This is a genomic window from Rhizobium sp. SEMIA 4085 (assembly GCF_013004495.1).
GTDB classification, from domain to species: Bacteria; Pseudomonadota; Alphaproteobacteria; order Rhizobiales; family Rhizobiaceae; genus Rhizobium; species Rhizobium gallicum.
In genome coordinates, this window is the sequence record NZ_JABEPH010000234.1 from 1 (window position 1) to 9,595 (window position 9,595).

The following is a 9,595-nucleotide window of genomic DNA, read 5'->3' on the forward strand; positions in this document are numbered from 1 at the left end:
CGCTCCGGGGACCGCAAAACCATTGCGCGTTCGAGCCGGCAAGGCGAGTTGGACCGACGGGCCCTTCGCAGAAACTAAGGAGTATCTGGGAGGTTTCCTGCTCATCGAAGCGGAGAACCTTGCGGAGGCGTTGGCGATTGCAGAGCGGGACTCGCTCGCTCGGATGGGGGCGATCGAGGTGCGCGAGACCGCCGGTTTTTAGCTGCGAAATGCTCCGGCACGTTCTACCGGCGACAAACGGCCGCTTCCATCGTGCCAACGAGGCTATTTTTGCTCAGGCGACAGGATCGTTCCATGATGTTCATCCACATGGTGTCCAGAGGGACGGGAGCGAGCGCAGGGTCCTGACGGCCCAACAACGGGTCGCAACCGTTGAGACCCGCCCTTTGCGCTTAGGTGATTTCACCGCTTTGCGAAAGCCAGTACCGAAGCGGCGTGCGTCAGCCCAACGCGTGGCCGGCAAGGCCAAAAACCGTCGGTTCGCACGAACTCGCGAAACACGCAATAGCCGACGTTTTCTCCGTCGCGCCGGAGCGTGCAAATAGATGCGCCTTCTGAAAAGCAATGCGAGCATCCTCTTGCGATTGGCCCCAATCGCCTGGGCATCGAGAGCTTCGATCTCATGAAGCATGTCACTCGACAGATCGCTCACTGAGGTGATGGGGTCATTACAGGATACTGGTTCAGTCGAAGGCGACATAACCGCCACTGCTCCCGCAGAGAACTGTTCACCTGACGCCTACCCGGTCGATGCCCGACTTCCTCCCTTAAGCACCGCGCAAGTAGGTGAGCGGAAATCGGTGCGGGAATTTGGATACGCACCTCGCTTCGAGAAATACGATTTTTCAATCAGACTGATAGTGTACCATAGCTTGCGCTGTCGCACTTTTTGTATGGGCAAAATCGCTCCGATGGCAAGGGTCATAAGTCGCATCGTGTCGGGTGCGGCACTTCGGACGGGAGGACGAGCGGATGCATCTGTCATGAGTACGACTCGCCGCCGCAGCACCACGGGCCTGCGCCAGTTTCTGAATCCCGAGCAGCAGCGCAATTGGATCGAAGGCAAGATGTACTTGCGCGACGCCGACGAGCGCTCGGAGTCTCTGGAACAACGCTTCAAGTACATCGCGCGGTTTCAGAAGCTGCTTCGCCGCCCGCAGGTACAAGAAGTTCTGGAGGTTCTCAGGCTCTACGGCCAAAACTGCATCCCCCTCCCGCGCAAGACCGAGCGGAACTACTGGTCGGTTTCTTGTCTGCCGTCGACCTCCGACAAGCCGCTTATCCGCGTTAATGCGAGCTGGATGGAGCTTTTCACTCTCTATGCAGACGGCGAGGGCATCCGCGCGAGAGTCCTGGTGCATCTTTCGAATTTCACCACGGACCATTCATCGGCGCAGGACCATGTGGACGAATCCTTTCTCGAACACTGCGTCACGATGCCAGAAGACGTCGGCTATTTCTTCCCGCGCGGCGAGGACATTTTCGGCATCACTGTGCGAGGCTCCGGCTCAATCCACAAATTCCTCGCGACCCCCCGTGTGTTGCGCGCCATTCGGACTTTCAATCTGACGCACATGAACCGAGGTCGGAACGCCTACGGTACGAGCCACTGCTACAGCCTGGCGGATCACATGCTGGAAGGTTGAGCGGCTCTGGGGTGCGCGCCGCTCTGGCGAGGTTGTCGGGCCGATCCGACGTCGCGGCCGCGATCCACTAAATGCTGGCTCGGCGACGGGTTGACCCGCTATCTCGACGACAGCCGTCTGGCGATGAACTTCGTCTCTTCAACGGCGTCATGCCGGACATGCATAGGCGCGACATCATGGGTCATGAGACCATGGGCGAGGTCGTCGAAGTCGGCAAGGACAACAAGCACCTCAAGATCGGCGACCGAGTCCTTGCTCCTTTCACCATTTCCTGTGGCGAGTGCTGCTTCTTCCGACGCGGCTTTTCGAGAAGGAACTGTCGGATGAGTAGGTACTCTTTCTCTAGATTAGCGTAAACGTGCTGCTTCCCGAGTCGGTCGAGACGAATTTCCGCAGCTTCATGTCTGAGGATTTGCGAGCACAATTCGAAAAGGAAGTCCTCGGCAAAGTGCTGCTCAGGGGTGTCGGATCCGCCGGGAACAGCGGTGGCTCTCTTTCTGCTCTGCACGATCTTCCTATGTTGCAGTAGCCAATAGGCGTTCGTTCATTTTTCTGATGCCATTGCTCCCAATAGCTTTGGAAGATCACCGAAGCGGGCGATCAAGCCGAATATGAGGGCCGCTGTCGCGACGAAGAGGATCGTTACCGAGGCCATTGTCGGCGTATAGCCGTAGCGCAGTGCGTTGAAGATCTTGATCGGCAAGGTTTCCATGGTAAAGCCGACTGTCATATAGGCGACGATGTATTCGTTCAGTGAAAGCACAAACGCAAAGGCGTAACCCGAAATCAGGTACGGCCGGATCAGCGGCAAGACGACCGTCGTAAATATCGTCCTCTCATTCGCCCCCATCGTCGCCGCCGCTTCGACGAAGGAGCGATCGATTGCGGTGAAGCCGAGCGACAGCGTCACCAGCGGCAATGTGACGAAGAAGATCGCGTGGCTGATCACGGCGGTCCACGGTGCGCCGTAAAAGCCGGTCGTCGCCCAGAAAGTCAAGAGGCCAAGTGCGGTGATGACGGGTGGCAAGGTGAAAGGCGCGATGCCCAAAAGCTGGAAGATGTTCGCCCATGGCGCAATTCTCCGCCACAAGAACCAGGCAAGCGGCAAAGCAATGAGCACTGCAAGTGCTGCGGACAGAACCGCAAGCGTGAGCGACGCGAAAAGCGCGTTGCGCCATTCCGGATTGGTGAATATCTCACCGTACCAGCCAAGCGAAAAGCCTTGGGGCGGGAAGGTGAGGCTCTGTTTTGCATTCACCGATACCCCGGCAACGACGATCATGGGTGCCGCCAGGAAAAGTCCGATAAACGAAAAATACAGACGGCGGAGCAGCGTGTTCATGCCGCTTCTCCCTTTCGGCCGATCAGCACCGTCAGCCCCACCATGGCAAGCGTCACCAGCACCAGAAAGACGGCCATTGCGGCGGCGAAGGGCATGTTCGACTGATAGATAGCCTGATCGGTGATCAGCACAGACAAGGTCCAGTGCGACGGACGCCCGAGAATCTGCGGCAGCAGATAGGAGCCGAGCGCAAAAATGAAGACCATGATGAGCGTTGCGATAATGGTGTTGCGCAATGTCGGTATGACGACCGTGAAAAATGCCTTGACCGGCGATGCGCCGAGCGTGCGCGCCGCTTCCGTCAAGGTGGGGTCAAGCCGAACGAGCGCGGGATAGAGGATCAGGATCGTGTAAGGCAGGGCTTGATAGACCATGCCGGCCAGCACCGCGCCGAAGCTCGGGGTCAGAGCCACGGGCTGCTGCATGACGCCTGCCATGACAAGCAGATTGGTGATGCCGGCGGTGCGTGAGAACAACGTCGACCACGCAAAGCCGATGATAACTTCGGAAAGCGAAAGGATCGCCAGCAGCGCCACCAGCCAAATCACCTGAGCTTTGCGCCCCATGCGCGTCAGCAGATAGGGGAATGGAATGCCAAGCACGATGCAGCAGATCGCGACGGCAATTGCAAGCATCAGCGAAAAGCCCAGCACCCTACCGAAAAACAGACTGACGAAGCGGGCGTAATTATCGAATACGAAGGCGGGCGTGTAAAAGCCGCCCTGCTGCCGCTGGAAAAAGCTGACGGCAATCATCGTTGCGAAAGGAATGACGAAGAAGACCGTCAGCATTCCTGCCGGGAAGGCAAGCGGCCAGTAATCGGCAATTTTTTGTGGTGGTTCACGCCTCATTTGAGCAGTACCACGCAGACGTCCGGCGAGAGCTTGACGCCAACCTCTTGGCCAACGGTGACGGCAGGTCTTTCGCGTGGTGTCGAAACGGCGACGACCTGTGTTCCGGATAGATCTAGGAAGGTCTCGATCGTGCCGCCGAGATCGCGAATGAAGGTTACCTTGCCAGCAATGGTGTTGCCACCTGGCGCTGTCAGATGCACGTCCTCCGGCCGCACCGAGATCGTTGCCCTGTTGAGGCCGGGAGGAAGCAGAACGCCTTCGATGACCTTGCCGAAGACCGTTGCGCGGCCGGCGCTGTCGGCTTCTGTCGTGAGCAGGTTGGTCGAACCGATGAAATCGGCGACGAAGCGGTCGGCGGGACGGCGGTAGATCTCGATCGGGCTTGCTGCCTGGCGCAGTTCGCCACTGTTCATGACGACGACTGTATCTGCCATCGTCATTGCTTCGCGCTGGTCGTGGGTCACGACGATCGTCGTGATTCCAAGCGTCTGCTGCAGCTGCCGGAGCTCCACCTGCATCGCCTCGCGCAGTTTTGCATCAAGGGCCGACAGCGGTTCGTCGAGCAGGAAGAGCTTCGGCGAAATTGTCAGTGCACGAGCAATTGCGACACGCTGGCGCTGGCCGCCGGAAAGCTTGTTCACTGGTCGGTCTGCATAGCCCGGCAAATGGATCAGCGACAGGAGCTCATCGACACGCTTCCTCTGGTCTTCCTTGGCCGTGCCCCGGATCCGCAGTGGATAGGCGATGTTTTCGCCGACGGTCAGGTGTGGGAAAAGCGCGAGGGACTGAAACACCATCCCCAGATCGCGCTTGTGGGTCGGGACGGCCGTAATGTCGTTGCCGTCGAGCACAATGGCGCCGCTCGTCGGCACGTCGAGACCGGCTATCATGCGCAGCAGCGTTGTCTTGCCGCAGCCGGAGGGTCCGAGCAGGCAGACGAACGTGCCATGCGGAACGTTGAGCTGCACATTATCGACGGCGGTGAAGGCGCCGAATTGTTTGGTGACATTGTTGAGTGTCAGTCCGGACATAAATCCCCCGCATGGGCCACGTGGATAGGACGACTGCCCCCGCATGGGCCTTGGCCCTCAAAGGGGCAAGGCGCATGCATTTTATGGAGCGTTCAGTCTCGAAAGCTCAACCGACTATGAGTTCCGTCCACTTCTGGTTCAGCCAATCGGACTTGGTCTGATACAGATCGTAGCGTGGCGTAATCGGCTCGATGTCGGAGGCGACGGCTGCAAACTCCTTGTCGGTCAGGTCGAGCAACTCGCGCTTGATCGTTGGCGCGGTGCCCACCTTGCGCGACATCAGTGCCTGGATGGCCGGCTGGCACATGTAGTCGATGAAAATATTTGCCTCTTCCGCCTTCTTGGAGGCACGCGACAACGCCCAGCAGCCGGAATCCTGGATTCCGCCCTCCTTGGGGAAGGTCGAGCGGACCGGGAACCCGTCGGCGGCCGCAAGGCCGGTGACGTCGTGATAATACTGTCCCATCGGGATTTCACCGGACTTCAGCGCCTGCTCGAACTGTGCCTCGTCGCGATACCACAGCCGGACATTCGGCTTCACCTCGGCAAGCTTTTCGAACGCCTTCAGAAGACCCTCTTCCGTATCGAGCGCGTTCGTGCCGCCGAAATGCGTCTTGGCCGTCACTTCCAACAGGAACGAGTTGGAAACAAGGGCAAGCAAGCCGAGTTTGTCGGCGTTTGCCGGATCCCAAAGGGCATTCCAGGAGGTCGGCGCTTCTTTAAAGACGTCGGTATTGGTGACGAGTGTGATGTACCACGCGACGGCCCCGACGCCGGCAACACGGCCATCCGGATATTTGTTCACGAAGCGGTCGATGAGGCCTGAGGCGTTCTTGAGCTTTGCTGTGTCGATCGGCGTCCACAGTTCGGTCGCCTGGCCCTTGAGCATTGCGACCTGCGACATCATCGAAAGGTCGGCAGGCGCCTGGCCGGCCTTGGCAGCCTGCTCCAGCTGCACCAGCCACGCCTCGCCCGTCGGTTCGGCCACCGATTCGACGGCAATGCCGGTTGCCTTCGTGAATTCCGGGAAAACGTTCTTGTCGAACGAATCCTTGAAGTAGCCGCCATAAACGCCGACCTTCAGCGACTTGTCCTGCGCGCGCAGAATGGAGGGCATGGCGAGCATGCTGGTGGCAGCGACGCCGCTTGCCAGCAGGTTTCGGCGGCTGACCGCCTTGTCGAGAATGGATTTCATGGCTTTGTTCCCTCTTTTGTTTGGTCTGACATGTTGCAGTTTCCGGTCGTTGCCGATTATTAGCTGGCCTTGCTGCCGATGGACGGGCTGAAGACCATCAGGCTCAGGATTTCGAACAAGACCTGGGCGCCGGCATGGGCGGTGTTCGTCGTCGCGTCATATTGCGGGGCTACCTCGACAACATCTCCGCCAACAAGATTGATCCCTTTCAGGCCGCGGATCAATTGCAGAACTTCCCGCGTCGTCAAGCCGCCGACTTCGGGCGTGCCGGTGCCGGGCGCAAAGCTCGGGTCGAGGCTGTCGACGTCGAAGGAGAGATATGTCGGCGCATTGCCGACGACTTGCTTTGCCCTCTCGATGATCGCGGACATTCCCATCCCGGTCACCTCCTCGGCGTGGATCACGGTCATTCCGGATTCGTAGGAAAACTCCCAGAGATATTCTGCCGAACCGCGAATGCCGATCTGCACTGTGCGTGTCGGATCGAGCACGCCGTCAAGAACGGCATTGCGGAATGGACCGCCGTGGTGGAATTTTGTCTGGTCGAAGGCGCCGCCGGTATCACAATGCGCATCGATGTGGATCAGGCCGACCGGCTGCTTCTTGCCGAGGGCCTTGAGGATCGGGTGTGTTATCGAGTGATCGCCGCCGACGCAAAGCGGTGCGACGCCTGCCTCGACGATCTGGCCGATGCGTTTTTCGATGTCGTCATGGCTGAGCTCCAGCCGGTAACGGCTTTGGAAGGGCACGTCGCCGATATCGGCTGCGCGCAAATCAAACAGCGGCGCCGTGCCCAGCACATGGTTATAAGGACCAATGCGCTCGATTGCGCGCAGTGCCCGCGGTCCGAAGCGCGATCCCGGGCGGTTGGTGACGCCGAGATCCATCGGAACGCCGGTGATTGCAACCTGCAGATTGCCGAAATCCGGCTCGTCGGCGGCAACCTGCATATAGGGTGCGCTGAGGAATGTCGGAACGCCGGCATAAGGCGCAAGGCGCGTGCCGGTTTTTGAAAAGATCTTGTCGGCTACCTTGCGAAAGTCGGGATCGAATATCTCACCGCCGTGGTTGTTGGCAAATTTTGCGCGCAGTTCTTCGAGCTTCGTCTGATTCCAGACCATTCCGGTTCACCTCTTGTCTTTAACGGCGGGGAAGCGGAACCTTGCTGCGGCATCACGTCATTCCCCTCGTCGTTCTTGCTTTTTCTGCATTACCCAACAAAACGGTTGGAAATGCAACTCACATTGTTATAGCAGTAAGCGTGAGATTTATTCACATACAGGTAGCCATGTTCAACCGACTGCCGCCTCTGAATTCTCTGCGTGCTTTCGAGGCAGCTGCCCGCCGGGGCTCGGTCTCGGCGGCTGCGCGCGAGCTCAATGTTACCCATGGTGCCGTCAGCCATCAGATCAAGGCGCTGGAGGCGGTCTTCGGCACGCCGCTCTTTGAGCGCAATGGCAAACGCCTGAAGCTTACGCCGCAGGCTGCCCTGCTATTGCCGGCTCTGACACATGCATTCGAGAACATTGCGGCGGCAACGGCCCTGGTGACCCGTCCGTCGACAAGCGGGAGCCTTAGAATTTCATGCGTTCCGGCTTTGCTGTCCTTCTGGCTGATTCCGCGCATGCACCAGTTTAGCGAACAGTTCCCCGATATCAGCCTGACGCTCGTCGCCTCCAATGATCCTGAGCTGCTTTACTCGCCGGATATCGATGTCTGTATTCTCTATGGTGATGGGACCTGGCTGGACTGCTGGGCGCGTCTTTGGAGCAACCTGCAGCTTTTTCCGGTCGTCAGCCCAACATTGATGAACAGCCGGGCAGTGCGTTCGGTGCGCGATCTGCGCGACCATGTTCTGCTTCACGGCGACGATGGACGCGAATGGAACACGTGGCTGGCGGCAGCTGACGCGCTGGACATGCCGCGGGGCAGGCAGCACTTCATGAGCGATGCTCGGCTTTCGACGGAGGCGGCCTTGAGCGGGCAGGGGGTCGCACTTGGCGATACGATTACGGCCGGTAGCCTGATAGCTCAAGGCGAACTCGTCGTCCCCTTCGATCTCTCCGTTCCGGCCAGTGACGCCTTTTATGTTGCCTGCCGACACGAAGTGCGCTCCGCGCCGATCGTCAAGGTCTTTGTCGACTGGTTCTTCTCAGCGCTGGAAAGCGACCGCGGAGCAGAACCGCAGGCGTCGGCCCGCCGTGCGATCCGCGGGCGAGGACGCGTTGACGCCTTGGCGGGGTCGGCTGAAAGCTTCACGCCTGTCTCCCGCGCCCGCGCTGCGGCACAACGGCCCGTCAAGCGCCGTTTGAAATCCTGATCGATCTCTGAAGGAAAGCCCTGGAATGCCGCTTGCTCATCCAAATCCGCTGATCGCCCGTCTGTCGCCGCCGCCCATTCCTTCCGTACTTGCCTGGGCGGGTGACTATGATGGTGCCAAGGGGCCGCTGATTGATCTGTCCCAAGCTGTACCCGGCTATCCGGCGCATCCCGAGATGCTGCGGTTCCGCGGCGAGGCGGCCGCCTCTCCGGCCATGACCAGCTATGGGGCGATCGAGGGGGAGGAGGTGCTCAGGAAGGCTTATGCGACACATGTGTCGGCCGTCTATGGCGCGAGCGTTTCTGCCGCCAACATCCATATTACCTCCGGTTGCAACCAGGCCTTCATGTGCAGCACCATCGCGCTTGCCAAGGCGGGCGAGACGATGGCGCTCACCAATCCCTTCTATTTCAACCACGAAACTACGCTTTCGATGCTGGGGATCGGACGTGTTCTCGTCGATTGCGATGCCGCAAAAGGCTTCCTGCCGAGCCTGGTATCGGCAGAAGAGGCCCTGTTGTCGGGAGCGCGTGGCCTTGCGGTCGTTTCGCCGAACAATCCGACCGGTGCTGTCTATCCGCCGGCGCTGCTTCGCGAACTCTTTCAGCTCTGCCAAAAATATGGGGCATGGCTGATCCTGGACGAAACCTATCGGGACTTTCTGCCAACCGATGCCGGAGCGCCGCACGACCTGCTCTCCATCGAGGGCTGGGAAGAAACGCTCATCCTCCTCTACAGTTTTTCCAAATCCTTCTGTATTCCGGGACATCGATTGGGGGCGATCACAGCAGGTCCGCGCATTGTCGGCGAGATCACCAAGATCATGGACAACATGCAGATCTGCGCCCCGCGGGCGGCTCAGGTCGCCGTAGCGGCAGCGCTTCCGATCCTGGCGGAATGGCGCGTAGCAAATCGGTTGGAGATCTCCCGCCGCGCCGATGCGCTCAAAGCGGTCATGGCAGCAACGGACGGCTGGTCGATCGCCGCCGTCGGCGCCTACTTTGCCTTCATCCGGCATCCTTACGGCAACACACCTTCCGCCGAGGTGGCGGAAAGGCTGGCGAAGGATGCTGGAGTGATCTGTATCCCCGGACGTTATTTCGGCGAGGGGCAGGAGAATTAGCTCGGGCTCGCCTTCGCCAATGCCGCTGGTGGCGGGATCTAGCAGTTTCGCGGCCGTCTGCGAAAGGCGGCTTTCGCGCACTTT

8 protein-coding genes and 2 pseudogenes are annotated in these 9,595 nt (G+C 59.5%); 5 read left to right on the plus strand and 5 right to left on the minus strand.

What is annotated here, in order from left to right:
* The 3 genes and pseudogenes from C9413_RS21225 to C9413_RS21235 form a co-directional block, all read left to right on the plus strand.
* A partial coding sequence (locus tag C9413_RS21225) for a YciI family protein (RefSeq protein WP_246703816.1) occupies positions 1-202 on the plus strand: 202 nt, incomplete at its 5' end.
* A 781-nt stretch (positions 203-983) separates the two neighbouring features.
* The gene (locus C9413_RS21230; RefSeq protein ID WP_040115071.1) at positions 984-1,646 is read left to right on the plus strand and encodes a hypothetical protein; all 663 of its coding nucleotides are present in this window, start codon (positions 984-986) and stop codon (positions 1,644-1,646) included.
* 119 nt (positions 1,647-1,765) lie between these two features.
* Positions 1,766-2,002: pseudogene (locus C9413_RS21235) on the plus strand (alcohol dehydrogenase catalytic domain-containing protein); the annotation flags it as partial.
* A 188-nt stretch (positions 2,003-2,190) separates the two neighbouring features.
* Here C9413_RS21235 and C9413_RS21240 read toward each other — a convergent pair.
* The 5 genes from C9413_RS21240 to speB form a co-directional block, all read right to left on the minus strand.
* Positions 2,191-2,988: an ABC transporter permease gene (locus C9413_RS21240; protein WP_040115073.1), complete on the minus strand. Its 798-nt coding sequence runs from the start codon at positions 2,986-2,988 to the stop codon at positions 2,191-2,193.
* Positions 2,985-3,839 (minus strand): ABC transporter permease, encoded by an 855-nt coding sequence (locus C9413_RS21245; protein ID WP_170250868.1) that lies wholly within the window; start codon positions 3,837-3,839, stop codon positions 2,985-2,987. Before C9413_RS21245 ends, C9413_RS21240 begins: the two co-directional genes overlap by 4 nt.
* A complete protein-coding gene (locus C9413_RS21250) occupies positions 3,836-4,873 on the minus strand; it encodes an ABC transporter ATP-binding protein (protein WP_040115076.1) in 1,038 nt (345 codons plus the stop codon). The genes C9413_RS21245 and C9413_RS21250 overlap by 4 nt, the downstream gene beginning before the upstream one ends.
* Positions 4,874-4,979: 106 nt before the next feature.
* A complete protein-coding gene (locus C9413_RS21255) occupies positions 4,980-6,059 on the minus strand; it encodes an ABC transporter substrate-binding protein (RefSeq protein ID WP_133938342.1) in 1,080 nt (359 codons plus the stop codon).
* A 68-nt stretch (positions 6,060-6,127) separates the two neighbouring features.
* Positions 6,128-7,189 carry an agmatinase gene (speB, locus tag C9413_RS21260; protein ID WP_040115078.1) on the minus strand — a complete coding sequence of 354 codons (1,062 nt, stop codon included), beginning with the start codon at positions 7,187-7,189 and terminating at the stop codon, positions 6,128-6,130.
* A gap of 167 nt (positions 7,190-7,356) precedes the next feature.
* Here speB and C9413_RS21265 point away from each other — a divergent pair, with 167 nt between their 5' ends.
* Together C9413_RS21265 and C9413_RS21270 are read left to right on the plus strand one after the other, a co-directional pair.
* Positions 7,357-8,388, plus strand: coding sequence for a LysR substrate-binding domain-containing protein (locus tag C9413_RS21265; RefSeq protein ID WP_040115079.1), 1,032 nt, complete (start codon positions 7,357-7,359; stop codon positions 8,386-8,388).
* Between the two features lie 25 nt (positions 8,389-8,413).
* Positions 8,414-9,508, plus strand: a pseudogene (locus tag C9413_RS21270) (aminotransferase); the annotation flags it as partial.
* Positions 9,509-9,595: the final 87 nt, after the last annotated feature.